General features: G+C 65.5%; 25 protein-coding genes. 16 read left to right on the top strand and 9 right to left on the bottom strand.

Annotated elements, in window-relative coordinates; all coding sequences use genetic code 11:
• The first annotated feature begins 33 nt into the window (after window positions 1-33).
• Entirely contained in the window at window positions 34-354 is a 321-nt protein-coding gene (locus ACFMBG_RS01710; RefSeq protein ID WP_421052996.1) for a YciI family protein, read from the top strand.
• Window positions 355-389: 35 nt separating this feature from the next.
• Here ACFMBG_RS01710 and ACFMBG_RS01705 read toward each other — a convergent pair whose 3' ends face one another.
• Window positions 390-1,388 (bottom strand): asparaginase, encoded by a 999-nt coding sequence (locus ACFMBG_RS01705; protein ID WP_421052995.1) that lies wholly within the window; start codon window positions 1,386-1,388, stop codon window positions 390-392.
• A gap of 180 nt (window positions 1,389-1,568) precedes the next feature.
• On the opposite strand from ACFMBG_RS01705, the gene ACFMBG_RS01700 reads away from it, so the two are divergent.
• The 3 genes from ACFMBG_RS01700 to rlmN all read left to right on the top strand — a co-directional run bounded on the left by ACFMBG_RS01700 (window position 1,569) and on the right by rlmN (window position 3,892).
• Window positions 1,569-2,099 carry an invasion associated locus B family protein gene (locus tag ACFMBG_RS01700; protein WP_421052994.1) on the top strand — a complete coding sequence of 177 codons (531 nt, stop codon included), beginning with the start codon at window positions 1,569-1,571 and terminating at the stop codon, window positions 2,097-2,099.
• A 100-nt stretch (window positions 2,100-2,199) separates the two neighbouring features.
• On the top strand, window positions 2,200-2,595 hold the full coding sequence (locus ACFMBG_RS01695; RefSeq protein WP_421052993.1) for a lysozyme inhibitor LprI family protein: 396 nt from the start codon (window positions 2,200-2,202) through the stop codon (window positions 2,593-2,595).
• Window positions 2,596-2,704: 109 nt separating this feature from the next.
• Window positions 2,705-3,892 (top strand): dual-specificity RNA methyltransferase RlmN, encoded by a 1,188-nt coding sequence (rlmN, locus tag ACFMBG_RS01690; RefSeq protein WP_421052992.1) that lies wholly within the window; start codon window positions 2,705-2,707, stop codon window positions 3,890-3,892.
• 53 nt (window positions 3,893-3,945) lie between these two features.
• On the opposite strand, the gene ACFMBG_RS01685 is transcribed toward rlmN, so the two are convergent.
• A complete protein-coding gene (locus ACFMBG_RS01685) occupies window positions 3,946-5,187 on the bottom strand; it encodes a reprolysin-like metallopeptidase (protein ID WP_421052991.1) in 1,242 nt (413 codons plus the stop codon).
• A gap of 347 nt (window positions 5,188-5,534) precedes the next feature.
• Here ACFMBG_RS01685 and ACFMBG_RS01680 point away from each other — a divergent pair, with 347 nt between their 5' ends.
• The gene (locus ACFMBG_RS01680) at window positions 5,535-5,744 is read left to right on the top strand and encodes a hypothetical protein (RefSeq protein ID WP_259971404.1); all 210 of its coding nucleotides are present in this window, start codon (window positions 5,535-5,537) and stop codon (window positions 5,742-5,744) included.
• 33 nt (window positions 5,745-5,777) lie between these two features.
• Here ACFMBG_RS01680 and ACFMBG_RS01675 read toward each other — a convergent pair whose 3' ends face one another.
• Window positions 5,778-6,626 carry an LOG family protein gene (locus ACFMBG_RS01675; protein WP_421052990.1) on the bottom strand — a complete coding sequence of 283 codons (849 nt, stop codon included), beginning with the start codon at window positions 6,624-6,626 and terminating at the stop codon, window positions 5,778-5,780.
• Between the two features lie 147 nt (window positions 6,627-6,773).
• On the opposite strand from ACFMBG_RS01675, the gene ACFMBG_RS01670 reads away from it, so the two are divergent.
• The 4 genes from ACFMBG_RS01670 (at window position 6,774) to ACFMBG_RS01655 (ending at window position 10,901) form a co-directional block, all read left to right on the top strand.
• On the top strand, window positions 6,774-7,694 hold the full coding sequence (locus ACFMBG_RS01670) for a threonine/serine dehydratase (RefSeq protein WP_421052989.1): 921 nt from the start codon (window positions 6,774-6,776) through the stop codon (window positions 7,692-7,694).
• A gap of 38 nt (window positions 7,695-7,732) precedes the next feature.
• Window positions 7,733-8,332: a GntR family transcriptional regulator gene (locus ACFMBG_RS01665; RefSeq protein ID WP_421052988.1), complete on the top strand. Its 600-nt coding sequence runs from the start codon at window positions 7,733-7,735 to the stop codon at window positions 8,330-8,332.
• A 119-nt stretch (window positions 8,333-8,451) separates the two neighbouring features.
• Entirely contained in the window at window positions 8,452-9,279 is an 828-nt protein-coding gene (dapD, locus tag ACFMBG_RS01660; protein ID WP_421052987.1) for a 2,3,4,5-tetrahydropyridine-2,6-dicarboxylate N-succinyltransferase, read from the top strand.
• Between the two features lie 254 nt (window positions 9,280-9,533).
• Entirely contained in the window at window positions 9,534-10,901 is a 1,368-nt protein-coding gene (locus tag ACFMBG_RS01655; RefSeq protein ID WP_421052986.1) for a formimidoylglutamate deiminase, read from the top strand.
• On the opposite strand, the gene ACFMBG_RS01650 is transcribed toward ACFMBG_RS01655, so the two are convergent.
• Window positions 10,898-11,431, bottom strand: a complete 534-nt coding sequence (locus ACFMBG_RS01650) for a HutD/Ves family protein (RefSeq protein WP_421052985.1) — start codon at window positions 11,429-11,431, stop codon at window positions 10,898-10,900. The two genes, ACFMBG_RS01655 and ACFMBG_RS01650, sit on opposite strands and share 4 nt — an antisense overlap.
• A gap of 145 nt (window positions 11,432-11,576) precedes the next feature.
• Here ACFMBG_RS01650 and ACFMBG_RS01645 point away from each other — a divergent pair, with 145 nt between their 5' ends.
• Entirely contained in the window at window positions 11,577-11,924 is a 348-nt protein-coding gene (locus tag ACFMBG_RS01645; protein WP_024092300.1) for a hypothetical protein, read from the top strand.
• Window positions 11,925-11,933: 9 nt separating this feature from the next.
• Here ACFMBG_RS01645 and ACFMBG_RS01640 read toward each other — a convergent pair whose 3' ends face one another.
• From ACFMBG_RS01640 to ACFMBG_RS01630, 3 genes are all read right to left on the bottom strand, one after another.
• Complete coding sequence (locus ACFMBG_RS01640; RefSeq protein WP_421052984.1) at window positions 11,934-12,989, bottom strand: transporter substrate-binding domain-containing protein; 1,056 nt, start codon at window positions 12,987-12,989, stop codon at window positions 11,934-11,936.
• A gap of 107 nt (window positions 12,990-13,096) precedes the next feature.
• Window positions 13,097-14,170 (bottom strand): Hint domain-containing protein, encoded by a 1,074-nt coding sequence (locus ACFMBG_RS01635; RefSeq protein WP_421052983.1) that lies wholly within the window; start codon window positions 14,168-14,170, stop codon window positions 13,097-13,099.
• 5 nt (window positions 14,171-14,175) lie between these two features.
• The gene (locus ACFMBG_RS01630) at window positions 14,176-15,747 is read right to left on the bottom strand and encodes a Hint domain-containing protein (RefSeq protein ID WP_421052982.1); all 1,572 of its coding nucleotides are present in this window, start codon (window positions 15,745-15,747) and stop codon (window positions 14,176-14,178) included.
• Between the two features lie 308 nt (window positions 15,748-16,055).
• On the opposite strand from ACFMBG_RS01630, the gene dapE reads away from it, so the two are divergent.
• Genes dapE through rnr form a run of 4 tightly spaced genes read left to right on the top strand, consistent with a single transcriptional unit; the run spans window position 16,056 to window position 20,630 of the window.
• Complete coding sequence (gene dapE / locus ACFMBG_RS01625) at window positions 16,056-17,201, top strand: succinyl-diaminopimelate desuccinylase (protein ID WP_421052981.1); 1,146 nt, start codon at window positions 16,056-16,058, stop codon at window positions 17,199-17,201.
• On the top strand, window positions 17,198-17,623 hold the full coding sequence (locus ACFMBG_RS01620) for a GNAT family N-acetyltransferase (RefSeq protein ID WP_421052980.1): 426 nt from the start codon (window positions 17,198-17,200) through the stop codon (window positions 17,621-17,623). Before dapE ends, ACFMBG_RS01620 begins: the two co-directional genes overlap by 4 nt.
• Window positions 17,620-18,300, top strand: coding sequence for a TIGR04282 family arsenosugar biosynthesis glycosyltransferase (locus ACFMBG_RS01615; RefSeq protein WP_421052979.1), 681 nt, complete (start codon window positions 17,620-17,622; stop codon window positions 18,298-18,300). Before ACFMBG_RS01620 ends, ACFMBG_RS01615 begins: the two co-directional genes overlap by 4 nt.
• 56 nt (window positions 18,301-18,356) lie before the next feature.
• A complete protein-coding gene (gene rnr / locus ACFMBG_RS01610) occupies window positions 18,357-20,630 on the top strand; it encodes a ribonuclease R (RefSeq protein ID WP_421052978.1) in 2,274 nt (757 codons plus the stop codon).
• A gap of 34 nt (window positions 20,631-20,664) precedes the next feature.
• Here the strand turns inward: rnr and ACFMBG_RS01605 are convergent, their stop codons facing one another.
• The gene (locus ACFMBG_RS01605) at window positions 20,665-21,087 is read right to left on the bottom strand and encodes a DUF1801 domain-containing protein (RefSeq protein WP_421052977.1); all 423 of its coding nucleotides are present in this window, start codon (window positions 21,085-21,087) and stop codon (window positions 20,665-20,667) included.
• Complete coding sequence (locus ACFMBG_RS01600; RefSeq protein ID WP_421052976.1) at window positions 21,084-21,782, bottom strand: glutathione S-transferase family protein; 699 nt, start codon at window positions 21,780-21,782, stop codon at window positions 21,084-21,086. Before ACFMBG_RS01600 ends, ACFMBG_RS01605 begins: the two co-directional genes overlap by 4 nt.
• Before the next feature lie 84 nt (window positions 21,783-21,866).
• Between ACFMBG_RS01600 and ACFMBG_RS01595 the strand changes: the two genes are divergently transcribed.
• Together ACFMBG_RS01595 and ACFMBG_RS01590 are read left to right on the top strand one after the other, a co-directional pair.
• Entirely contained in the window at window positions 21,867-22,580 is a 714-nt protein-coding gene (locus tag ACFMBG_RS01595; RefSeq protein ID WP_421052975.1) for a helix-turn-helix transcriptional regulator, read from the top strand.
• A gap of 62 nt (window positions 22,581-22,642) precedes the next feature.
• Complete coding sequence (locus tag ACFMBG_RS01590; RefSeq protein ID WP_421052974.1) at window positions 22,643-23,974, top strand: lytic murein transglycosylase; 1,332 nt, start codon at window positions 22,643-22,645, stop codon at window positions 23,972-23,974.
• Window positions 23,975-24,076: the final 102 nt, after the last annotated feature.

Raw genomic sequence — 24,076 nt, 5'->3', positions numbered from 1 at the left:
AGCACAAGTCACCGCAACCAAGGGAGAAGACCGATGCCAGAGTTCATTTTTGTCTACCACGGCGGCAAGACCCCGGAGAGCGAGGAGGAAGGCGCCAAGGTCATGGAAGCGTGGAAAAGCTGGATGGGCTCGATGGGCGATGCGCTGAAAGTGCCGGGCGCGCCGGTGGGCATGTCCAAGACCGTCAGCGCCGGCGGCGTGGCGGACAATGGCGGTGCAAATCCGGTCTCGGGCTATTCGGTTGTGCAGGCGTCCGACCAGGACGCGGCCTGCGAGATGGCCAAGGGCTGCCCGATGGTGGTGGACGGCAGCGGCTCGGTCGAAGTCGCCGAGATCATCGAGATGGAGATGTAAGAAAATGCCCCGGTTCAGAACCGGGGCATTTGATTTCAGAACAGCAGTTCTGCTGCGGGGCGGATCGAGCCGCATTCCAGCCCGCGGCGGCTGTAGAGAGTCTTGTTCATGTATTTGCGGGTCTCCGGGTGCTCCGCTTCCAGCACGCCGAGGCTGACCATCAGCGCCGCAATCGCGCATTCGCTGGCGCGGGTGGTGCCATCTGTGATCTTCAGCGCCACGCCCAGCTTCTGTTCCGGCAGGATGGCGATGAACACCGCCTCGGCGCCGGTCTTGATCGCCGCCTTGCCGCCCATCGCGCGCATCAGGTTGGTGCAGCAGCGGGTCTCGCCCGCCACCAGTTCCGGATGCGCGGTCATGGCTGCGACCAGCTGCTGCGCCGCCTCCGAGGCGCGGTCGGAGCGGTCCGCGGCGCTGGCAAACCAGGCCATCGACCGGGCCAGGCCGGTGACGGTGGTGGCAAAGTTCGGTGCCGAGCAGCCGTCGATGCCGTAGCCGGGGCTGTCCTGGCCGGTGGTTTCCTCAAACGCCGCCAGGCAGGCCTGCTGCACCGGGTGGTCCATCTCGATGTATTCCGTCCCGGCACCGAGGTACTGGGTCAGGGTCAGGAAACCCGCGTGCTTGCCGGAGCAGTTGTTGTGCACCTGGCAGGGGCTGCTGTCGGATTTGATCAGCTCATTGCGGGCGGGGATGTCATCCGGCAGCTGCGGGCCGCAGCGGAAATCGTCGTCCTTCAGCCCCAGCTGATCCAGCCAGGCATTGACCCGGTCCGTGTGGATATGGGCGCCGTTGTGGGAGGCGCAGGCCAGCGCCAGCTGCTCGGACGTGAGGCCGTAACGCGCGGCAGCGCCGGAGGTGATCAGCGGCAGCGCCTGGATCATCTTGGCGGAACTGCGCGGATAGATCACCGCATCGGGGTCGCCCCAGCTGCGCACCACCTGCCCGGAGGCATCGCAGATGACAGCATGGCCCAGGTGCAGGCTTTCCAGCAGCGGGCCGCGCCAGACTTCGGCCATGGGCACAGGTTTCGGCATGATGTCTCCCCTCATGTTTTGTTGGCGAAATCCTGCCAAAACGCACTTTCGCCCGTGGTGCTTGTTACGTTAGTGTGCTTGTGTAGCGCAAGCGAGGGGATCGGGACCAGACAGCGGATGAAACGCTGCGGGCCCTTTGCTTGGTTTTGAGGTAAGAGAACAGTCTTGGAGTCGGGACAAATGGCATTGAAACTCGCCCGCGTGGCTGCGGGCCTGTGTCTGGCAGCATTGGCAACCACCGCAACTGCGCAGGAAACTTCGAACAACCGGGTCGCCGCAAAGGTCGACTGGAGTGTCTTCGAAGGCGAAAACCCGAGCGAATGCTGGGGCGTGTCGGCCCCGAAGGAAACCGTGAACACCCGCGACGGCCGCGTGGTGGCGGTGCGCCGCAGCGAGATCCAGCTGTTTGTCACCTACCGCGAGGACGCCGCCCCCAAGGGTGAGGTGAGCTTTACCGGCGGCTATCCGTTTGCGCCGGGCTCCACCGTCAACATGGCGATCGGCGACTCCGAGTTCGAGCTGTTCACCGAGGGCGAATGGGCCTGGCCGGCGACCCCTGCGGATGACGCCAAGATCATCACCGCGATGAAGCGCGGCGCCGATGCGGTGCTGACCGCGCGTTCGGCCCGCGGCACACAGACCAAGGACACCTTCTCGCTGCTGGGCTTCACCGCCGCGGTGGAAGACGCCGAGAAGCGCTGCAGCAAGTAAGCCTTGCCCGCATCGCATTCCTGCAAACCCCGGCCCGCGCCGGGGTTTTCTTGTTTGGAAGCCGCGGGGCGCGTAGCATGGAAGGCAGGAGGTGCCTGCCATGCCGAAGTTTGCCATTCTCCCGTTCACTTGCCTTGCAGTTGCGCTGCTTGCCCTGCCCGCCCATGCCAATCCGGCACTGGAATGCGGCGACGGCAGCCAGGAGGAAGTCGGCACCTGCGTCGCCGATGACGAGGAAGGCGTGGAAGCCGCGCTCAACAACGCCCTGGAGGCTGCGATGGTGGCCGCTGCGGAGATCGACGCCGGAAATGGCAACAGCGACGCCGTTGCGGCGCTGAAGGGCGGGCAGACCGCCTGGGAAGCCTACCGCGTGGCGCATTGCAGCTTTGCCGGGGCAGCGCATCCGGTGCGCGAAGATGCCGGGATCGCAACCCGGGCCTGCTGGACCACCCTGGGCCGGGCGCGGGTGGCGGAGCTGGTCCGCTATTCCAGATAAGCGCGCCCTCGCGCAGTGCCGGAAAAACTTGTTTCGAGGATTCCTTTTGATCTTCGGCCAGAATCCTATATAGAGCCGCATCCGCCCATCAGCATCGAGTCCGAAAGCCATGACCGCCAGCGCGCCGATCACCCAAGACGTATTGACCCTGCCCCGCAAGGACCCCGAGGGCGGCAAGATCAATCTTGTCGGATTGACCCGCGAGCGGATGCGCGAGGTGCTGATCGAGCACGGCACGCCGGAGAAGCAGGCCAAGATGCGGGTCGGCCAGATCTGGCAGTGGATCTACCAGTGGGGCAAGCGCGACTTTGGTGAGATGACCAACCTGGCCAAAGCCTACCGCGCGCAGCTGGCGGAGACGTTTGAGATCCGTGTCCCCGAGGTGGTGAGCAAGCAGGTCTCGACCGACGGCACCCGCAAGTACCTGGTGCGGATTGCCGGCGGCCATGAGGTTGAAGTGGTCTATATCCCCGAGGAGGACCGCGGCACCCTGTGCATTTCTTCCCAGGTCGGCTGCACCCTGACCTGCTCCTTCTGCCACACCGGCACCCAGAAACTGGTGCGCAACCTAACCCCGGCTGAGATTGTCGGCCAGGTGATGATGGCGCGCGACGATCTGGAGGAATGGCCCACGCCGGGCGCGCCGAAGGACGAAACCCGGCTGCTCTCCAACATTGTGCTGATGGGCATGGGCGAGCCGCTTTATAACTTCGAAAACGTCCGCGACGCGATGAAGATTGCGATGGACCCGGAAGGCATCTCGCTGAGCCGCCGCCGGATCACGCTGTCGACCTCCGGCGTGGTGCCGGAGATTGCGCGGACAGCCGAGGAAATCGGCTGCCTGCTGGCGATCTCCTTCCACGCCACCACCAACGAGACCCGCGACGTGCTGGTGCCGATCAACAAGCGCTGGAACATCGACGAGCTGCTGCAGGCGCTGGCGGATTACCCCAAGGCGTCGAACTCGGAGCGGATCACCTTTGAATACGTGATGCTGGACGGGGTGAACGACACGGACGAGGACGCGCACCGTCTGATCGACCACATCAAGCGCTACAACATCCCGGCCAAGATCAACCTGATCCCGTTCAACGAATGGCCGGGCAGCCCCTACAAGCGGTCCTCCAACAACCGCATCCACGCCTTTGCCAATATCATCTATCAGGCAGGTTACGCCTCGCCGATCCGCAAGACCCGCGGCGATGACATCATGGCGGCCTGCGGCCAGCTGAAGTCGGCGACCGAACGCGCCCGCAAGAGCCGCAAGCAGATCGAGGCCGAAGCCGGGATGAAGTGACCCCGGCTCCGGCCCCGGCGCGGCAGGGTCCGTCCGCAGGGTCTCCGGCTGGATTAACTGAAAATGAAATCGTCCGCGGTCAGCCCGCCGGTGTAGCCGGTGAGCTCGATGTTGTAGTTGCCGTAAAAGCTGATCAGCGTGTTCCCATCCTGCTGGGAAATTGTCAGGTCGCTGAAACTGTCCGCGCCGGTGCCGGCAAATTTAATTCTGTCGTTGCCCCGGCCGAAATCTCTGATGACGTCATTGTCATTGTAATCGGCGGCCTTGAATATGAAGATATCCGCGTGCCTGCCGCCAAACAGGATATCGGAACCGTCGCCGCCGATGAGGCGGTCGTGACCGTTACCGCCCTGAAGCACGTCATTTCCGCGTCCGCCAAACAGCTTGTCGTTGCCCAGATTACCCCGCAGGATATCCCGCTCGCCGCTGGCACCGGAAAAGTCGGACCAGTCTGTGCCGCCCAATAAGGTATCAGCCCCTTCACCGCCAATCAGAGTGTCCCGGCCGTAACCGCCAAACAGCCGGTCACTGCCCTTGCAGCCTGCAAGCATGTCATCGGCTTCACGGCCTTTGACCGTGTCGTTGCCGCCATTAGCAAAGATTCTGGTGTCCTGACCAGTTGCCAGAACAACCTCGGACCGGCCGCTGGCCTTGATAACAACTTTACCTGCGCCATTGACGTAAGCGTCCCAGCCATGAGTCCCTGCCGCCCCGCCATAAAGATGGCGCAGCGCCTGGACGTCAAAGGTGCCCAGCTCGGTGACATTGTACCCCGCATAGCTGTAGGTCATCACCGTGTGCGCCTGGTCGTCCATATGGTCCGCCAGCGTATTGCCGCCATCATGCGGGTGCTCGAGGCCCACGGCATGGCCGATCTCATGCAGGATCGTTTCATACCCGTAGGTGCCCGGCGCCATACTGCTGCCCTGGATCGCGAGGTCGCCCTGGCCGGTGGAATAAGCGCTGGCCCAGGAATAGTTCGCCCAGCCGGCTGCGGATCCGCCGTTGTAGCCGAACACGTTGATCATCGCCGGACCATCCGTTTCAACGAATTTCAAACCGGAGATTTCTTCGAATTCGGCAAGAGCCTGGCGGAAGTAGCCACGCTGGGTGCTGTTGAAGGACCAGTAACTGGTTGCGCCATAGGGATCGCTGGCGGCACTGCCAAGTTCACCGGCCCCGTAGAAGCTGTAGGTCACCACGGACGGGGTGCCGAGTTTGACCTGGCTGTTCCAGCGCAAGTAGCTGTTCGACGTGTACGCCAGAAGCGCCGTATAGTCTGTAACTTCGGACATTCAATTACTCCGCAATCCCAATGCTGGTAATTATTTGTTTGCAAATGTGGCCAAGTTTGGCCCGTTCCCGGGCTGAATACGCTCAATTTAACAAAGATTACAGCAGCCCGGGCGTGTGCGGGCAAGAACAAGCGTCAGTCACGCGAACGGCCGCTGGTTGCGCGAGGCCGGGGACCGCGTTCCGGCATCAGTTCTGCCAAGGGCTTCACAGCCCGCTCCGGCTGGACCGTTGCCGGAAAGCACCAGTAAGCCGCTGCCCCATTTTTTCCCCAGACCGGCTCGAATTCCGCCATTTGCCGGGAACAGTTTCCAATTCATGGACAAATGTTTTGAAAGGTAACCGTCTTATGGCACCGGTAGACAAACAGGCCCCGCCCGTTGACCCCAGCGTTCTGGAACTGATCCGCAGCGAGCGGCAGAAAGCGCTCAGCCCGCGGGAATGGAAATTCCGCCTGCGCGGCTATGGCTATGCGGTGAAAACCGTGGCAGGCACCCCGGTCCTCACCCGGCTGACCACCGGCGACGAAATCGGCACGCTGCCGCCGGAGCTGGCCTGAGCCCGGCAGCAGCAGAGTTCTCCGCCTGCGCGCTCAGCGCTCGCGGCCGGGAAGGGATTCGCGCGGCGGCGCGGGCTCCCAGTTGTCGATGATCTGCACCGCTTCCTGCGCGGTGTCGACGACGCGGAACAGGTCCAGATCCTGATCCGAAATGGTGCCGGCATCGGCCAGCGCCTCCCAGTTGATGATCCTGTCCCAGAAGTCCTTGCCGAACAGCAGGAACGGCACCCGCTCCATCCGCCCGGTCTGGATCAGGGTCAGGCTCTCGAACAGCTCGTCCAGGGTGCCGAAGCCGCCCGGGAACACGCTGATCGCCCGCGCCCGCATCAGGAAATGCATCTTGCGGATCGCGAAATAGTGGAAGTTGAAGCTGAGGTCCGGCGTCACGAAGCCGTTGGGCGCCTGCTCATGCGGCAGGACGATCGACAGGCCGATGGAATGGCCGCCCGCATCCTGAGCGCCGCGGTTGCCGGCTTCCATCACGCCGGGGCCGCCGCCTGTCACCACGACGTTCTGACGTCCGCCGCTCTGCTTTGACTTTTCCGTCATCAGCCGGGCGAATTCACGCGCCTCATCATAGAAATGCGACAGATCGGCCAGCGTCTGGGTGCGCGCCCTGTCCTTGTGCTTCGGATCCGGGATGCGGGCGCCGCCGAACATCACGATGGTGCTTTCGATGCCGCGCTCGTTCAGCATCAGCTCCGGTTTCAGAAGCTCCAGCTGCAGACGCACCGGGCGCAGTTCCTCGCGGTACATGAAATCCTGGTCGGCGAATGCCAGACGGTAGGCAGGTGACCGTGTCTGCGGCGTGGCGGGCACGTGCTCTGCCCGGTTCCGGTCGGTATGGGCATCGCTGAAACGGCTGTGGCGGTCTTCGGTCATGGGCAATCCAGGTAAAAATAACAGGACCTCCTTTGTAACCCTCCTTGACCGTTAGCGCCAATCAAGAATGCAGGAGAACGCGCCGTTCCGCTTGCGTCCGGACCTGGTGCGGCTAAGGTTCCGGCGCAGCAGGCAGGAGGGCAGCGCATGGACTGGCAAAGTGAAATCACTGCAGCGGCAGAGCGCATCCGCCCCCATGTGCAGCGCACTCCGGTGATGCAGACGCAGGGCTTCGGGCTGCCGTATCCGGTGGAACTGAAGCTGGAGCACATGCAGCATACCGGCAGCTTCAAGGCCCGCGGCGCCTTCAACACGCTGCTGAGCCAGGAGGTGCCCGCGGCCGGGCTGGTTGCGGCCTCGGGCGGCAATCACGGCGCCGCCGCGGCCTATGCCGCGCACCAGCTGGGGCACAAGGCGCGGATCTATGTGCCGGAGATGGCAGGACCCGCCAAGATTTCCCTGATCGAGCGCACCGGTGCCGATCTGCAGGTGGTGCCCGGTGCCTATGCCAACGCGCTGGACCAGGCGCAGGCCTATGAGCAGGAGACCGGCGCCATGCAGGTCCACGCCTATGACGCGCCCGCCACCGTTGCGGGCCAGGGCACCTGCTTTGCCGAATGGCAGGCCCAGGGGCTGGAGGCCGATACCCTGCTGATCGCCGTCGGCGGCGGCGGGCTGATCGGCGGCGCATTGGCTTGGTTCCAGGGCGCCCGGAAGATCGTCGCGGTGGAGCCGGAGACCTCCTGCGCGCTGCACGCGGCGCTGGCAGCACAACAGCCTGTCGACGTGGAGGTCTCCGGCGTTGCGGCCAACGCGTTGGGCGCCAAACGCATCGGCAGCATCTGCTTTGAGCTTGCGGCAACGCAGGGCATCACTTCTCTGACTGTGCCGGACAGCGCCATTACCGAAGCCCAGACGGCGCTCTGGCGCGAGCGGCGGATCCTGGTCGAACCTGCCGGCGCAACGGCGCTGGCGGCGCTGATGTGCGGCGCCTACCGGCCGGCACCGGGCGAGCGGGTGGCGGTGCTGATCTGCGGCGGCAACATCGCCCCGGATCCGCTTGGATAATCCTTGCGGGCCGAGAGCCGCCCCGGTATCGCCATTACATGTCTGCAACCATTGCCGATACGATCTACCAGGCGTTGAGCGAGCGCATTATCACCGGCAGCCTGGCTGCCGGGGAAAAGCTGCGCCAGGACCATATCGCCCGTGAGTTCGAGGCCAGCCACGTGCCGGTGCGCGAGGCGCTCTTGCGGCTGGAGGCGCATGGGCTGGCCAAATCCGAGCCCCGCCGCGGCACAAGGGTTAGCGCGCTGGACCCGTCTGAAATCCGCGAGGTGATCGAGATGCGCGTGGCGCTGGAGGTGCTGGCCCTCACCCACGCCTTTGCCCGCCTCACCCCTGAGGACATCGAGATGGCCGAGGCCGCCCGTCTGGCCTGCGACGCGGCAGAGGACATGGCCGGCTGGGAACGCCTGAACCGCGCCTTTCACCGGGTGATCCTGGCGCCCTGCGCGATGCCGCGGCTGCTGGCCTCGATCGACGATCTGCATATCGCCGCCGCCCGGCATCTGTTTGCCAACTGGCAGCACCAGTGGACCCGCCGGGTGGATGCCGACCACGCCGCCATCGTCAGCGCAATGACCCGCCGCGATCCCGCCGCCGCCTGCGAAATCCTGCGCCGCCACCTGCGCCGGGTGCGCTGACCCGGCTGGAACCCGGCAAAACGCCGTCGGGGGCGGCAATTTGGACGCAATACGGACATGACCTGCAGTCAGATTGCCGCTATGAAGCTGCGACTCAAACCGATGCCGGAGGAACATCCATGTCCAACGCCCAGCTGGAAGCAGCGATCGAAGCCGCCTGGGAGGCGCGCGACACCATCACCCCCGCCACTACCGGCGAACAGCGTGAAGCCATCGAAGACACCCTGAACGCGCTCGACTCGGGCAAGCTGCGGGTGGCCGAAAAGCTGGAGAGCGGCGACTGGCACGTGAACCAGTGGGCCAAGAAAGCGGTGCTGCTGGGCTTCCGCATCAAGGACATGGAAATCCACGAAGGCGGCCCGCAGGCCGGCGGCTGGTGGGACAAGGTCGACAGCAAATTTGCCGGCTGGGGCGAAGCTGACTGGAAATCCGCAGGCTTCCGTGCAGTGCCGAACTGCGTCGTCCGCAAATCCGCCTATATCGCGCCGGGCGCGGTGCTGATGCCCTCCTTCGTGAACCTCGGCGCCTATGTCGATGAGGGCACCATGGTCGACACCTGGGCCACCGTCGGCTCCTGCGCGCAGATCGGCAAGAACGTGCATCTGTCCGGCGGCGTTGGCATCGGCGGCGTGCTGGAACCGATGCAGGCCGGCCCCACCATCATCGAGGACAACTGCTTCATCGGCGCCCGCTCCGAGGTGGTCGAAGGCTGCATCGTGCGCGAAGGCTCGGTTCTGGGCATGGGCGTCTTCATCGGCAAATCGACCAAGATCGTCGACCGCGAGACCGGCGAAGTGATGTACGGCGAAGTGCCGCCCTACTCGGTTGTGGTGGCGGGCTCCATGCCGTCGAAGAACAACATCAGCCTCTACTGTGCGGTGATCGTGAAGCGCGTCGATGAGAAGACCCGCTCCAAGACCGGCATCAACGAGCTGCTGCGCGACTGATCCGCGCTGCAATTCTGAACGACAGGAACGCGCCCCTTGCCGGGCGCGTTTTTCTTTGCCTCCGGCGGTTGGGGCTTTGCCCCAAACCCCAGGATATTTCCAGCCAGAAGAAGACTGGATCCCCTGTTCTTCTGGCCCGGAAATATCCCGGGGTGAGGCCGCCAGGCCGAGGGGCAGCGTCCCTCCTGTGTAAAACCCTTGCCGCGCAATAAGCCTGCCGCTAATAGTATTACATCTACACATAAGAGGGTCAGATGCAGACCATATTTGCCCAGCGCGCCCGCCTGCCCCAAGGATGGGCAGAGAACCTCCGGCTGACAGTTGAGAACGGCCGGATCTCCTCCACGGAAACCGGCGCCGGGCCGCAGCCGGGCGATACACGGGCGGACGTGCTGCTGCCATCGCTGGGCAATCTGCATTCGCACAGCTTTCAGCGTGCTATGGCTGGCATGACGGAATACCGGGCAGCGGGGAAGGACAGCTTCTGGACCTGGCGCGAGCTGATGTACCGTTTTATGGACCGCATCACGCCTGAGCAGTATGAGGCCGTCGCGGCGCTGGTGTTCATGGAGATGCTGGAAGCCGGCTATGCTTCAGTCGGGGAGTTCCATTATGTCCACCACCAGCCGGGCGGCGCGCATTTCGCATCGATGACTGAGCTCAGCGAGCGGGTGTTTGCCGCTGCCAGCCAGACCGGCATCGGCCTCACCCATCTGCCGGTGCTTTACACCTATGGCGGGGCTGGGAAACAGGCTCTGAATGGGGGGCAGCAGCGGTTTGGCAATTCGGTTGCGGAATTCTCCGAGCTCGTCACCCGCGCCCGGGACATTGCCGCACGGAACCTGCCCGAAGATGCCAGCGTCGGCATCGCGCCGCATTCGCTGCGCGCCACCTGTCCCGAGGATCTGGCGGAAGTGCTGCGGATCCAAAACGGGCTTCCGGTGCATATCCACATCGCCGAACAGCCCAAGGAAGTGGCGGATATCAGCGATTGGCTGGGTGCGCGGCCCGTTGAATGGCTGCTGGAGAACGCTCCCGTGGATGGCAAATGGTGCCTGATCCACGCCACCCATATGACCAGTGCCGAGACCATCGGCATGGCCCGCTCCGGCGCCGTTGCGGGTCTCTGCCCGATCACCGAGGCCAACCTGGGCGACGGGCCGTTCAACGGGGTGGAATACTTGGAACACAAGGGGGCTTTCGGGGTCGGATCAGACTCTAACGTGCGGATTTCGCTGCCGGAGGAGCTGCGGACGCTGGAATATTCCCAGCGTCTTCGGGACCTGGCGCGCAATGTGCTGGTGCCGGGCGAGGGCTCGGTCGGCGAGACGCTGTACCTGGGCGCGGCCAAAGGCGGGGCGCAGGCCCTGGGGCGCGATGCCGGGCGGATCGAGGAAGGCGCGCTGGCGGATCTGGTGGCGATTGACAGCGGCGCGCCCGCTCTTTACGCGTTGAAGCCCGGACAGCTGCTGGACGGCCTCTGCTTTGCCGCGGGCGATGACACCGTCACGGACGTCTGGAGCGCAGGCCGCCATGTGGTTCAGCAGGGCCGCCACATCGCGCGAAACAGCGTGGTTGCAGGCTACAAAACGGCAGTCAAAGAGCTGCTGAACAGTCTCTAAAAAGGCAGAAACCGCACTTGGATCACAGTGCCGCCGCCGGTGATAACTGCACCGGCGGCGCTTTCCGTAACGCCCCCCTCGCCAGGGCCGAGACGGTCTGTGCCTGCCATGTCCAGACAACCGGAGACCACGAAGAGCACTTGCCGGCCTTCAGCATCCGGAACCGGGCCATCTGTCAGAATCCTGGGGTCTGCCGTCACCTGCTCCGGGTCATAAATCACGTTAAACGCCCTGCAGGGCCCGTCGCGCAAGCGGCAGTCCAAATCCGCTCCGCCATCGAAACATAGCGGCTCCAGCGGCCGGGCCTCCAGCCGTGTGCTTTCATTCGACAGGGTATGGCCGGCGCCTTCGACGATGCAATGGATACGGGCGAGGCCGGGAAAGGCGGAAAACGGGCCGCTTTGGGCAATATCCGCGAGGCTCAACCGCCAGACCATGCGGCCGTCTTGTTCGTGCACGGCCAGTTCGCGGGTCACGCCGCCGCCGTTCTTCCAGGTCACGGCCTGGGCAGTGAGAGCGGAGATGCGCATCGGGCTGTCCTTTTGCCAATCGGATGCGCCCAGCCATAATGCGGAGAGGTGAAATACCGCAACCCTTCCGTTTCCCGCTCATCCGGCCTGCGCCGCCCGCGCTATTTGATTGACCATCCCCCTGCCCCGGCGCTATGGCGGCGGCATGGAAAAGAAGAAACCCTCCCGCCAGCAAGTCTATACCCTGCTTGTCCAGATCGGACGCAAGGACGGGGACGGCCTGCCCGACGGCGCCACCGGTGCGGCGCTGATGATCTATGCCTCCGGCGTGGACGAGGCCGAGGCGGTGCGCGAGACCGTGGCGATCCTGAAACAGGCCGACACCGCGCCGCTGGATGTCACTGGATACGGCACGCTGGAAGAGCGCGAGGCAGAAGGCCATGAGATCGGTGACGAGGAACGTGCGCTGATGCAGCGGGCGCTGGAGGAAAACGCGGTGATCGTTGCGCAGATGACCCCGTTCTTCGACGGCGAGGAGCCGGTATTCCACTAAGGTCCGGCCTCAGTTCTGGCTGCCGAACCATTTGCGGTAGAGGGCGTCATAGCTGCCGTCCTCCTGCATCGCCAGGAGCGCCTGGTTGACCTCCTCCACCAGCGGCGAGCCGGCTGGGAACACCAGGCCGTAGTTTTCACGCAGGAAGGGCTGGCCGATGGTGTGGCCAAAGCGGTGGCCGCCCTGCTGGACATAGTAATTCAGCACCGGTGCATCAAAGACAACCGCCTGCACGTCGCCGCGCTCGAACCCTTCCAGCAGGTCCTCCAGCCCGGCATAGGCGGAATAGTCGATCTCGCGCCGGTTCAGGAACCCGGCTGCAGTGGAGCCTTCGATGGTGCCCACGGACTTGCCGTACAGATCGTTCACCGAGTTCACCGAGCCGCTGATCGCCTCCACCGTCATCACTGCGGTGATCTTGGCGACAAAGACCGAGACGATGAACAGCGAGGACACCACCAGCACCACACCGAACATGCGGCCCACGGGCGTGCGCGGCACCCGTTCCTCGAAGCCGCCGTTCACCACCAGGTTCAGCGCCCACCAGAAGGAGGGGAACCAGGCCTCTTTCAAGGGGCGGTCGAAATAGGGCTGGGCGCGGCGCTCGAAGGTCCACATCACCATGCCGCCGCCGAACAGCAGCAGGAAGGCGATGCCGATGGCCGCGGCCAGGTCCCAGGACAGAAGCGCCCGCAGCAGCGACGGCTGGCGGATTTCATCGGCCTGCACCATGATCTGCAAGCCGCTTTCGAAGATCGGCTGGCTGAAATCCATCACCACCTCGCGCGAGGCGGTGATCGAGATATTGGCGGCGGCCAGATCGGCCTCGCCGCTGCGCACCCCGCCCAGCATGTCCGCGAAGCTGTCCTTGCGGCTGATGCGGTACTCCCAGTCCAGCCGCTCTGCCAGGGTCTCGAGGAGTTCCAGAGAGAAACCTGTGTCGCGCGCGCCCTCCACCATCGAGAATGGCGGCCGGGTGACGGTATTCACCGTCAGCACCTGCGCAGACAGCAGTTGGCCCCACAGCAGGAAGAGGGCGGCGGTGATCAGGCGGAGGTACAGCACGGGAACGCTCGGATGGGCCTCTGGAACGGTTTCAAAGTCCTTAGGCGGTTCGCCTTTTTCACGCAAGCGCCTTGGCCGCCGTGGCGGAACAAGCCGCCCGGACTGTGTCAGGCGGTACGCCGTTCCGCCAGGACCGCAGCGTCAAAGGCCCGCAGCACCGGGAATTTCGGCTGCCGGTGCTCTGGCAGCGCGCTGGCGCCCAGCGGCGCCAGCAGGCTGGCGGCCAGGCGCTGGGGGTCGCGGCGCAGGCGGCCCAGGAACAGGCTTTCGGTCATCGCGCCTGCGGCCAGCAATGGCTCGTGATCCGGCAGCACCGCCTGGCGGTAGGTGATCAGCGGCGCGCCAGCAGTGCCGGGCAAAGCGGTGCCGGTGCCCAGCAGGTTTCCGGCCGGCACCAGCACCGCGGGCTGGCCGAACAGGTATTCGACCTCGGAGCCGGACAGCACCAGCCGCTGGAACGGGGCCACCTGGATATCCCGCAGCAGCCCGAAATAAGGCGCCCTCAGCCGCACCGGCGCAAAGGAGCCCAGCGCCGGCACCTGCCGCTCCACCACCTGCAGAACGGGGACAGCCTCGCCGCCGCCTGTGAGAACCAGATCGCCCCGCTGCAGGCTGCCCAGCGCGCGGTAACCCTCCGGCGTGGCAACGGGGGCGGACGGCAGCAGCCCCGGCGCCGGACCGGCGGGCTCCATGCCGCTGGACAGCGCCAGATACTCCACCGCCGGCGCCACATAGGCCAGCGGCCCGGTCAGCGCCTGCAGATCGCGCAGCCGCCAGGGTTTGGGGCCGGCCAGCGCAGCGATTTGCATCTGGCTGCCGTCGGCCCGCTCCAGCGTCAGCCGCCCGCTGCGGGCGGGCGCATCCCAGGCGTAAGCCAGCCGCAGCCGGCCGGTGCGCCCCAGGCTGGTCGGGTTCAGCGTCTGGTGCAGCACTGCGCCGTATTGCTCCAGCACAAAGCTGAGACCGCCGCCCGGCACCGCCTGCAGCGCCAGCCGCAGCGGCCAGCCGCCGTCCTGCGAATAAAGCAGCAGCGGTTCCGGCCGGGTGCTTTCCGGCAGGTGGAACTCCAGCATCAGGGTGCCGCGCACCAGCAGGGCATCACCGTCCGGCACGCCCGCGTCCAGCAGTGCCTGCGGGTCGCTCCGGCTGTGCCCGCCGCCGGAAGCCGCAAACCACACCATGCGCGTCAGGCCGCCTCGATCGCGGCCAGCAGCCGGCCCTCGTAGGCCTTGAGCGCGGGCCGGGCCGCGGCGCTGTAGCCGGCGCCGGTGTCCGGATCGAGCTCCGGGAACAGGGCGCAGATCTCCTCCGCCACCGGCCGGTCGAACTGGCTGACGATCTGCGGGCCAGGCAGGAAGCTCTCGGTCGCCAGCCCTTCGGAATAGATCACCTGGTGGCGGCCGAACATCAGATGCACATAGGTGACCTCGCCGCCCGGACAGCGGGTGACGCTGCGCCCGTTGACCAGATCCTTGGCCGCAACCAGCACTTCTTCCTCGCCAAAGAACAGCTCCGCATGGGCGCCGCGCACCAGCACCCGGTGCTGCGGCGAAACCAGCAGCTCACGGTGCGCACCAAAGGTGCCGGCAGCAATGCGGACCGGGGCAAAATCGCCCTCTGCAGCAACCGAACGCCCGCCGGTCCAGCACAGCGGCTGCGCCCCGTCGTCGCGGGTCTCCACCAGGTCGCCCGGCATCAGCTCCTCCACCGGCACCTCGCCATGGGGGGTGCGGATCAGAGTGCCCGCGACGAAACAGGGAATGGAGCTTGCGTTGACAAAGCCGGTGTCGCTGATAGTGCCGTTGCTCACCTGGTAGGTGAAGTTGAAATCCTCGGTATCGCCATCGCCGGCCAGGGTCAGGGTGCCGTCTTCGTTCAGCTGCACATCCTGGCCGGTGCTGAGCGTCACCACCGAGCCGGCGGTCACTTCGGTCCCGTTGATATGGGTGATGGTCAGCGTGCCGCCGGACTTGTTCACGTCATTGGCCAGCACATCGATGGTTTTGCTGCTGTCCGGCTCGACAAAGATGTTGTCCGTCATCGCCACCAGATCGGTCTGCACCGAGTCCGCGGCAATCAGCAGGTTGCTGTCGTAGCGGCTGTCGCTGACATCGGCGATGCCGATGCGGATGTCGTTCACCTCGCCCGGGTTGACGTGCATTGTCAGCGTCATGGTGATGGTAAGGCCATCCATCTCGGTGTTGTAATCATCACCGGCGTTGTCGAGGTAGAGGTTCTCGTTGATGGACGAGCTGATGTTGCTCGGATTGGCCTGGCCGTTGCCGACCTCCAGCAGCACCTGCTCGCCGTTGACCCAGACCGCGACCACGTCCTGATAGACCGAACTCTGGAATTCGGGGAATTCCTCGGAAGAGAAGACGAACTGCATCGTCATCACATCGGAATCGGGAATGAAGCTCACATCCAGATAGGACGCATCATAGGTGCTGGTGCCGGCGGCTGCGTTGAAGTCCGCGTTGTTGCTTTCGCCCGGCGTGTTGGTCGTGGTCTGGGTGGACCGGTTCGGATCGCCGCCAGACCGCGTGAAATGACTGGCGCGCCCGGTGGACAGGATCACGCCTGAGTCACTAGGCGTGGCCCCGGGTACCAGAGCATCGCCGCCGGAGTAGATCGCTGAGGACTGGCTCCACCCCGAGTAGGATGCGTCCACAACCGTGGCCCCGGTGCCAAAGATGGCTTCCGCCATCTCCACTGCGGAGGCATTGGTGTCGTAGTTAAGCTCGCGTGCCTTGACCATTGCGCCGGCTGCTCCTGCCATCCGGACAGGCGTCCCGCGCAGACAGTTGAAACTGCTGCGGAGCCGGCGGAACAACCGCAGGTCTTAGAAGCGCCCCGCTGTTACGGTGGTGCTGCTCTCGGGATACCCTGCCTCGGGTTAATTATGATTAACAAATCATTAACATGATTCCCGGCCCCTTGGCAGGCTCACCTCCGCACAACCGCGAAACCGCTGCTTTTGCGCCACATTCGCTGGCGCGGGGGTGAATTGCGCCGCGTGCCGATCCGCGCTAGGCCTGTGGCCACCGGAAATTCAGGAGCCTTTCCATGCCGCAGACCGACCCCGCCCGCCTGACCGCCGATCTGATCCGCTGCCCTTCGGTCACGCCGGAAGAAGGCGGCGCGCTGGTGCTGCTGGAGAAAGTGCTGAGCGAGGCTGGCTTTGACTGCACCCGCACCGACCGCGGGGAGGTCTCCAACCTGTTTGCCCGCTGGGGCGCCAAGGGGCACGCCAAAACCTTCGGCTTCAACGGCCATACCGATGTGGTGCCCTTGGGCGATGAATCCGCCTGGACCATGCCGCCCTTTGGCGCGGGGGAGAAAGACGGCTTCATGTACGGCCGCGGCGCCACCGACATGAAATCGGGGGTCGCAGCCTTTGCCGCTGCTGCCATCGATTTCGTCAAGGAGACCCCTCCGGACGGCGCCATCATCCTGACCATCACCGGCGACGAGGAAGGCGACGCGGTGGACGGCACCACTGCGCTGCTGGACTACATGGAGCGCGAAGGCGAGCAGATGTCGGTCTGTCTGGTGGGCGAGCCCACCTGCCCCAACGAGATGGGCGAGATGATCAAGATCGGCCGCCGCGGATCGCTCACCGCCTGGTTCACGGTGACCGGCGTGCAGGGCCATTCCGCTTATCCGCACCGCGCCAACAACCCGCTGAATGCAATGGCGCGGCTGATGGACCGGCTGGCCAGCCATGAGCTGGACCAGGGCACCGGGCATTTCGACGCCTCCACCCTGGCGGTGGTCACCATTGACACCGGCAACACCGCCACCAACGTAATCCCGGCACAAAGCCGGGCCACCGTGAACATCCGGTTCAACGACGCCCATTCCGGCGCCAGCCTGACGGATTGGCTGCAGGGTGAGGCGGACAAGGTCGCTGCGGAGTTTAGTGTGGAGATCGGGATGAAGGTGAAGATCTCCGGCGAGAGCTTCATCACCCCGCCCGGCGCGCTGTCGGATCTGGTCGCACAGGCGGTGGAGGCGGAGACGGGCCGCAAGCCGGAGCTGTCCACCACCGGCGGCACCTCGGATGCGCGGTTCGTGAAAAACCACTGCCCGGTGGTGGAATTCGGGCTGGTCGGCAAGACCATGCACCAGGTGGATGAGCGGGTCGAGGTCGCCCAGATTCACCAGCTGAAAGCCATCTATACCCGCATCCTGCAGGACTATTTCGAGTGAGCCTGAGCATTTCGGTCACCGAGGATCTGGAGACCTGTTTCGCGCTGCGCCACCAGGTGTTTGTCAAGGAACAGGGCGTTCCGGTGGAAGAGGAACAGGACGCGCTGGACGCCACTGCCACCCATCTGCTGGCGGTGCAGGACGATATCCCGGTGGGCACGGCGCGGATTGTGTTCAAGGAGGATACCGCCAAGATCGGCCGGGTCTGCGTGCTGCCCTCCACCCGCGGCACGGGTCTGGGCGCCAAGCTGATTGAGGCGGCTGTGGAAACGGCGCAGGCCCGCCCCGGCATTGCCAGGGCCAAGCTGGGCGCGCAGCTGCATGCCATCGGATTTTACGAGAAGCTCGGCTTCACCGCCTTTGGCCCGGTCTATGACGATGCCGGTATTGATCACCGGGACATGGTGCGCGATTTCACGTGAAACGCACCCTGGTGATCATGGTCAAGGAGCCCCGCCCGGGACGGGTGAAAACCCGCCTTGGCCGGGATATCGGCGTGATCCCGGCCACCTGGTGGTTCCGGCACCAGTCTGCCCGGCTGATCCGGCGCCTGCGCGACCCGCGCTGGCAGATCGTGCTGGCGGTGGCCCCGGACCGGGCAGTGAGCTCGAGGGTCTGGCCCGCTGACATGCCCCGCTTGCCGCAAGGCAGCGGCGATCTTGGGCAGCGGATGAGACGGATGCTCATAACAGCTTCAGGTATTCAACCGTCTGGCCCGGGCGCAGGCCGGGCCGCGCCCGACCCTCCCCCTGGGAGGGCGCTTACGCACCCGCCCAGGGTCAGGCGCGCCCCTCCGCACTTCAACTCCCCTGTCTGCCTGATCGGTGCCGATATTCCCGGCATCACCCGAGCCCATATCGCCCGCGCCTTTGCAGCGCTTGGCGATCATGACGCGGTCTTTGGCCCCGCAGATGATGGCGGCTACTGGCTGGTGGGCGCCAAACACCCCTCCCGCCTGCCCCGTGGTCTGTTCGAAAATGTCCGCTGGTCCACCGGACACGCGCTGGCCGACACACTGCGGACCTTGCCCGGCTGGCGCATCGCCCTGACCGATACCCTGCGCGACGTCGACACCGGCGCCGATCTGCCGCCGCTCTGACCGCCCCGCACGCTTTTCACCATGACGCCGCCCCGCCGCCGTGCTACGCGGGAAACATGAGCCGTATTCCCTCCAAGGCCGAAATCCTCGACTGGATCTCCGCCAACCCGACCCATACCTCCAAGCGCGACATCGCCAAGGCCTTTGGCATCAAGGGCGCAGACCGCATCGACCTCAAGCGCATCCTCAAGGAGCTGGAGGCCGAGGGCCACTTGCAGAAACGCAAGAAGACCTATCGCGACCCGGACCAGCTGCCGCCGGTGACGGTGCTGCAGGTAAAAGCTCCGAACGAGGATGGCGACCTGTACGGGCGTCCGCTGGAATGGCACGGCGAGGGCGTGGAACCCATCATCCTGATCCTGCCCAAGGCTTCGGACCCGGCCCTGGGTGAAGGCGACAAGATCCTGGTCAAGCTGCAGATGGTGCCGGATCAGGACCACAACTACGAAGCCCGGCTGATCCGCCGGATCGGCACCAACGCAAAGCGGGTGCTGGGTATCTTCCGCGCGGGGTCCGAGGGTGGGCGCATCGTGCCGATCGACAAGGCCGCATCATCCGAATGGATGGTGGCCCCGGATGCCATCAATGGCGCCAAGGACGGGGAACTGGTCGAGGCGGAACAGGCCGGCCCCAAGGGCCGCATGGGCCTGCCGCGCGCGCGCATCGTGGAACGGCTGGGCGACCCCGCCGCGCCTAAGGCAGTGTCGCTGATCGCCATTCACCAGCACGGCATTCCCGACCACTTCCCCGACAAGGTGATGGCAGAGGCCGACGCGGCCAAGCCGATGGGCCTGAAAGGCCGCGAGGACCTGCGCGAGCTGCCGCTGGTCACCATCGACCCGGCGGACGCGCGCGACCATGACGACGCATGCTATGCCCATGCCGATGACGATCCGGGGAACCCCGGCGGCCATGTGATCTGGGTGGCGATTGCCGATGTGGCGGCCTATGTGCGCCCGGGCTCGGCGCTCGACCGCGAGGCGCGCAAGCGCGGCAACTCCAGTTATTTCCCCGACCGGGTGGTGCCGATGCTGCCGGACCGGCTGTCGGGCGATCTGTGTTCCTTGCACGAAGGGGTGCCGCGCGCCTGTATCGCCGTGCGGATGCAGGTCGATGCCGAGGGCAACAAGCTGTCGCACAAGTTCGTGCGCGGGCTGATGCGCTCCGTCTCCTCGCTGAATTACGCCGAGGTGCAGGAGGCGCAGGACGGCAGCCCGAACGACAAGACCGCGCCGCTTCTGGACGATGTGATCAAGCCGTTGTTTGCCGCATATAAGGCTCTAACAAGGGCAAGAGCCGCGCGCGAACCGCTGGATCTGGACCTGCCGGAGCGCAAGATCGTGCTGGATGACGATGGCCGTGTCACCTCGGTTGCCTTCCGTGACCGGCTGGATGCGCACAAGCTGATCGAGGAGTTCATGATCCTCGCCAATGTCTCCGCTGCCGAGACACTGATCCAGAAACGCTCGCCGCTGTTGTTCCGGGTGCATGAGGAGCCGGCGCCCGAGAAGCTGGAAGCGCTGCGGGAAACCGCGCGCGCGGCCGGCCTCAACCTGGCCAAGGGGCAGGTGCTGCAGACCCGGCATCTGAATGCGCTGCTCAATCACGCGGCGGGCACGGATGATGCGGAGCTGATCAACATCTCCACCCTGCGGTCGATGCAGCAGGCCTATTACAACCCGGAGAACTTCGGCCACTTTGGCCTGGCGCTGCGCAACTACGCGCATTTCACCTCGCCGATCCGCCGCTATGCCGACCTGATTGTGCACCGCTCGCTGATCTCGGCGCATGGCTGGGGCAATGACGGGCTGGCTGCGGAGGAAATCGAGCGGCTGGAAGAAACCGCCAACCATATCTCCGACACCGAGCGGCGCTCGATGATTGCGGAGCGGGACACCACCGACCGCTACCTGGCCTCCTACCTCAGTGAGCGGGTCGGCAATGAGTTCGAGGGCCGGATCAGCGGCATCGCCCGCTTCGGCGCCTTCGTGAAGCTGGATGAGACCGGCGCCGACGGGCTGGTGCCGGTGCGCTCGATCGGACGGGAGTTCTTTCACTTCGACCCGCAGGCCGGCACGCTGACCGGGTCTGACACCGGTTTGACCCTGGCCATCGGCCAGCGCGTGACGGTGCGGCTGACCCAGGCGGCGCCGGTGACCGGCGGGCTGGAACTGGAGCTGCTGGCGCTGGAGGATGCGCCGATGCCATCCGGTGGCGGCCAGCGCGGCCGCCGCAGCCCGGCAGGCCGGACCGTGAACCGCAAGGCGGCAAAGTCCAAGCTCAAGGCCGCCAAGGTGAAGCGCAAGGTGGAACGCAAGCGGCGGAAATAAGCGGCTGTCCCCACGGGGACAGCTTGCCATTTTGTCAGGCGGGGATCTCCAGCGGCGGGCGGATGCGGTAGGTCAGCGCCCGCTTGATCAGCCAGCCGTGGCGGATGGGCTCCACTTCCTGAGGGTCGTTGAACAGCACCGCGCGGGTGCCCTCGAACCGGTCCCAGGCCGGGAAGGCGGCAGCGAATTCCGGGATAAGCTTGCTTTGGCAATGCACAAACAGAGCAAAGCGCGCGCCTTTGGGCACGCCCAGACGGATCGTGGATCCGGTCTTGCTTTCGGGTGTGAGGTAAGACGGCTGGCCCCAGCGCAGGGCCTCCTCGACCCGGCCGGCCTCCGGCGTTTGCGCGGCGGTGTCAAAGATCAGCTGCCGCAGCGCCAGCAGGCCCGCCCGGGCCTGCCGGTCCGGCACATCAAATGCGGCCTCGATGTCCGGGCTGGCAAAGGGCGGGATCATGGCAGCGGCACCGTTTCAAACACCCGGTTAACATAAGGCTTGAGCACCGCGTCGTCGAGAATGCGGGAGACCAGCGCCGTGCGGACCGGCGTTGTAGCCATCGCCTGCAGCATGGAGGCGACGCTGAAATCGGCGCTGGAAACCTGCGCTCCGAACAGGAAGTCCTGCCCCTTCAGCAAGGCGGCGATGGCCTGCAGGTCCTGATCCACACGCTGGTTCCGTTCATCCGCGCTGAACCGGGCGGTGCCCTGGAACACCAGCCCTTTGTGCACCGAGCGGCGGATGGCGCCGGTGACCGGGCGGCGGATCAGGGCGGGAATTTCATGGAAGTACTTGTCACGGATCGTGGGCCAGACCGCGTCATTGTCCCAGCGGTCGCGCACCACGTGGAAATAGAGCGTGTCCTCCGCCATCCGGATCAGCGTTTGGGCCTGCGCCCGGTCCCGCGCACCGAGCGCTGCGTCAAAGTCGGTGCCCTGCCGCTCCAGCCAGGCGCGGATGGCGCTGCTGTCCGGCACCAGCCCGCCGGGGGTGCGCAGCACCGGCAGCTTGCGGTGCGGCATCTTGCGGGGGTCGTTCAGGTCTTCGCGGGTCCAGCTTTGGCCGGAAAAGGCCAGTAATAGAGCCGCTTTGACGCAAAACGGGCTGAGGCTGAAGACGGCACCGTTGCGGGGGTAGGTCAGTAGGGTCAGCATGGGAGGCTCCTGTCGTTTCGGGCTGCGGGCAGCCTAGATCCGCATGGTGACAAAAACTGTCATCAGGCGTAGACAGAATAGGCTATGTCCCGCACCCACCGCCTCTTCCAGCTGATGCAGGCCCTGCGCCTGGGTCCCGGCCCGCATACCGCGGCGGAGCTGGGGCGCGACCTGGGCGTCTCCGCCCGCAGCATCCACCGCGACATTGCCACCCTGCGCGAGATGGGGGCGGTGATCGATGGCGAAGCGGGCTATGGCTTTACCCCGATCGAGGACAATGCGCTGCCGCCAATGGGCTTTCGCGACACTGAGCTTGAGGCGCTGGTGCTGGGCCTGCGCGAGGTGGAGCTGATCGGCGATCCTGAGCTGGCCACCGCGGCCTCGGAAGCCTTGCGCAAGCTGCAGGCGCGGCTGCCGCCGCGGCAGGCGCACCGGCTGCGCCATGCAGTGCTGGCGCCCTACCGGTTCGAGCGCCCCGTGCCGCCGGCGATTTCCGCGCAGGACCTGCGGCAGGCGGCCTGGGACGAGGTGGAGGTGCGCTTTGGCTATACCGATGGATATGGCGCGGTGACAGAGCGGCAGGTGAAACCCCTGAGCGTAGTCTATTTCGACCGTTCCACGGTGCTGATCGCCTGGTGCGGCCTGCGCGATGCGGTGCGGGTGTTCCGGCTGGACCGGATGCGGGGGCTGGAAGTGACGGAGCAAAGCTTCCGCCCGCACCGGGTGCCGATGCTGCGGGACGCGCTGGAGCAGATGCGCGAGGAGCGGCAGGCGGCAGCCCGCACATGCAAGGACTGACCTCTTTACCCGGCTCCCGCCGCCGCTAGACTGGAAGAGAGCAGTGTATAATGAGGTGCATCATGCGCAGATGGGTTGCAGCGTCCCTGGTGGCAGGCGGGGCCATGGCGGCGGAGGCCGCACCAGACAATTCCCTGAAGCCCGCCCAGCGGCCGGAAGCGGTCAAACTGGAGGGGCAGGATGAAAGCTATCAGCTGGCGTCGGCAGCCGCGGCCATGAGACCTGCGGCGCGCCCTGCGGCCACTAAGCAAGTGGAGCCGGAACTGGCCGCAGCAGAGTTGAATTTCCAGGGCTGGATCCAGGGGTTCCGGGACCGTGCCCTGGCCCAGGGCATCAGCGCGCCGGTGCTGGACAGCGCCTTTGCCGGGGTCAGCTATGACCCGGAAGTGATCCGGCGCGACCGTAACCAGTCAGAGTTCACCAAGACGATCTGGGAATACCTGGACAGTGCGGCCTCGGAGCTGCGGGTGAAGAACGGCAAGGCTGCGGCGCGGGAGCACCAGGCGCGGCTGGAGCAGATCGAGGCCAAATATGGCGTCGAGAAAGAGATCGTGGTGGCGGTCTGGGGGCTGGAAAGCAGCTATGGCACCTTCCGCGGCAAGATGGACGTGATCCGCTCTCTGGCAACCTTGGCCTTTGACGGGAGGCGCGGCGCGTTCTTTGAGGGACAGCTGGTGGCAGCGCTGAAGATCCTGCAGGCGGGCGATGTTGCCGCCCGCAAGATGACCGGCAGCTGGGCCGGGGCCATGGGGCACACCCAGTTCATCCCGACCTCCTACCTGGATTACGCAGTGGATTTCACCGGCGACGGCAAGCGCGACATCTGGTCGGACAACCCGGCCGATGCGCTGGCCTCGACCGCGGCATACCTCAAGCAGTTCGGCTGGGTGAAGGGCCAGCCCTGGGGGGTGGAAGTGACCCTGCCCAAGGGGTTTGACTACACGCTGGCCGACCGCGACATCGAAAGGCTGCCTTCGGAATGGGCGGCCCTTGGCATCAAGGGGCTGGACGGGCGCGCGGTGCGCGATCACGGCAAGGCCTCGATCCTGCTGCCGGCGGGCAGCGCGGGGGCGGCCTTCATGATCTTCCAGAACTTTGCCGTGCTGGAGCGCTACAACACCGCGGATGCCTATGTGATCGGGGTCGGGCATCTGGCTGACCGGATCAAAGGCGGCGCGCCGATCCAGAGCAGCTGGCCCCGCAGCGACCGGGCGCTGACCCGGGCGGAGCGGGAGGAATTGCAGCAGCGGCTGACCGCTGCCGGGTTCGATACCGAGGGGGTCGACGGCCGGATCGGTCCCAAGACAATCGGCGCGGTGCGCGCGTATCAGGTGGCCAGCGGGCTGACGCCGGACGGGTATGCCTCGCCCCGGCTGCTGCAGCGGCTGCGGTAAGGGGGCGCAGAGGGGGCCAGCCCCCTCTTGGCCTGACGGCCAATTCACCCCCGGGGTATTTCCGGCAAGAGGAAAAGGCAAAGGCCCCGCAATGCGGGGCCT

Source organism: Leisingera coralii (assembly GCF_049056525.1).
In the GTDB taxonomy this organism is placed as follows: Bacteria; Pseudomonadota; Alphaproteobacteria; order Rhodobacterales; family Rhodobacteraceae; genus Leisingera; species Leisingera coralii.
The sequence above is the reverse complement of the archived record's forward strand: the minus strand, read 5'-3'. Positions and strand labels throughout refer to the sequence as shown.

What these genes read in the sequence shown, in the direction of transcription:
- ACFMBG_RS01710 (WP_421052996.1), top strand. Translation starts at nt 34, where the DNA reads ATGCCAGAGTTCATTTTTGTCTACCACGGCGGCAAGACCCCGGAGAGC.
- ACFMBG_RS01705 (WP_421052995.1), bottom strand. Translation starts at nt 1,388, where the DNA reads ATGCCGAAACCTGTGCCCATGGCCGAAGTCTGGCGCGGCCCGCTGCTG.
- ACFMBG_RS01700 (WP_421052994.1), top strand. Translation starts at nt 1,569, where the DNA reads ATGGCATTGAAACTCGCCCGCGTGGCTGCGGGCCTGTGTCTGGCAGCA.
- ACFMBG_RS01695 (WP_421052993.1), top strand. Translation starts at nt 2,200, where the DNA reads ATGCCGAAGTTTGCCATTCTCCCGTTCACTTGCCTTGCAGTTGCGCTG.
- rlmN (WP_421052992.1), top strand. Translation starts at nt 2,705, where the DNA reads ATGACCGCCAGCGCGCCGATCACCCAAGACGTATTGACCCTGCCCCGC.
- ACFMBG_RS01685 (WP_421052991.1), bottom strand. Translation starts at nt 5,187, where the DNA reads ATGTCCGAAGTTACAGACTATACGGCGCTTCTGGCGTACACGTCGAAC.
- ACFMBG_RS01680 (WP_259971404.1), top strand. Translation starts at nt 5,535, where the DNA reads ATGGCACCGGTAGACAAACAGGCCCCGCCCGTTGACCCCAGCGTTCTG.
- ACFMBG_RS01675 (WP_421052990.1), bottom strand. Translation starts at nt 6,626, where the DNA reads ATGACCGAAGACCGCCACAGCCGTTTCAGCGATGCCCATACCGACCGG.
- ACFMBG_RS01670 (WP_421052989.1), top strand. Translation starts at nt 6,774, where the DNA reads ATGGACTGGCAAAGTGAAATCACTGCAGCGGCAGAGCGCATCCGCCCC.
- ACFMBG_RS01665 (WP_421052988.1), top strand. Translation starts at nt 7,733, where the DNA reads ATGTCTGCAACCATTGCCGATACGATCTACCAGGCGTTGAGCGAGCGC.
- dapD (WP_421052987.1), top strand. Translation starts at nt 8,452, where the DNA reads ATGTCCAACGCCCAGCTGGAAGCAGCGATCGAAGCCGCCTGGGAGGCG.
- ACFMBG_RS01655 (WP_421052986.1), top strand. Translation starts at nt 9,534, where the DNA reads ATGCAGACCATATTTGCCCAGCGCGCCCGCCTGCCCCAAGGATGGGCA.
- ACFMBG_RS01650 (WP_421052985.1), bottom strand. Translation starts at nt 11,431, where the DNA reads ATGCGCATCTCCGCTCTCACTGCCCAGGCCGTGACCTGGAAGAACGGC.
- ACFMBG_RS01645 (WP_024092300.1), top strand. Translation starts at nt 11,577, where the DNA reads ATGGAAAAGAAGAAACCCTCCCGCCAGCAAGTCTATACCCTGCTTGTC.
- ACFMBG_RS01635 (WP_421052983.1), bottom strand. Translation starts at nt 14,170, where the DNA reads ATGGTGTGGTTTGCGGCTTCCGGCGGCGGGCACAGCCGGAGCGACCCG.
- ACFMBG_RS01630 (WP_421052982.1), bottom strand. Translation starts at nt 15,747, where the DNA reads ATGGTCAAGGCACGCGAGCTTAACTACGACACCAATGCCTCCGCAGTG.
- dapE (WP_421052981.1), top strand. Translation starts at nt 16,056, where the DNA reads ATGCCGCAGACCGACCCCGCCCGCCTGACCGCCGATCTGATCCGCTGC.
- rnr (WP_421052978.1), top strand. Translation starts at nt 18,357, where the DNA reads ATGAGCCGTATTCCCTCCAAGGCCGAAATCCTCGACTGGATCTCCGCC.
- ACFMBG_RS01605 (WP_421052977.1), bottom strand. Translation starts at nt 21,087, where the DNA reads ATGATCCCGCCCTTTGCCAGCCCGGACATCGAGGCCGCATTTGATGTG.
- ACFMBG_RS01600 (WP_421052976.1), bottom strand. Translation starts at nt 21,782, where the DNA reads ATGCTGACCCTACTGACCTACCCCCGCAACGGTGCCGTCTTCAGCCTC.
- ACFMBG_RS01595 (WP_421052975.1), top strand. Translation starts at nt 21,867, where the DNA reads ATGTCCCGCACCCACCGCCTCTTCCAGCTGATGCAGGCCCTGCGCCTG.
- ACFMBG_RS01590 (WP_421052974.1), top strand. Translation starts at nt 22,643, where the DNA reads ATGCGCAGATGGGTTGCAGCGTCCCTGGTGGCAGGCGGGGCCATGGCG.